The following is a 240-nucleotide window of genomic DNA, read 5'->3' as shown; positions in this document are numbered from 1 at the left end:
CCGATGGCAGCAGCCGTGCGCAGAGTGTCACCCGAGGGTGAGAGCAGGGCGCAAATAGCGGCTACTGACACGACAGAGCCCCAAATCTTCAGCCACTTGATAAATCGCTTTTTGGCCTCTTTGTTACCAGATACGTTCGCGGCCCACACTAGGCTCGCAAAGACCGTGGCCATAATGCATACTCCGACCGCCATCTTAAAGGCGTCGGCCACGTCCGCAAGCCACAGCATCATGAAAAAG

Annotated in this window: 1 protein-coding gene; it reads right to left on the bottom strand. The window is 56.2% G+C overall.

The window, feature by feature from the left end; translation table 11 throughout:
• Positions 1–240 (bottom strand): DNA translocase FtsK 4TM domain-containing protein (locus AC1RO3_RS09400; RefSeq protein WP_481764154.1); only part of this gene is annotated, 240 nt, incomplete at both ends.

It is taken from the genome of Dellaglioa sp. CoH-57-MRSF-19, assembly GCF_056781975.1.
Note: the sequence above shows the minus strand (reverse complement) of the source record. Positions and strands in the feature narration are given on the sequence as shown.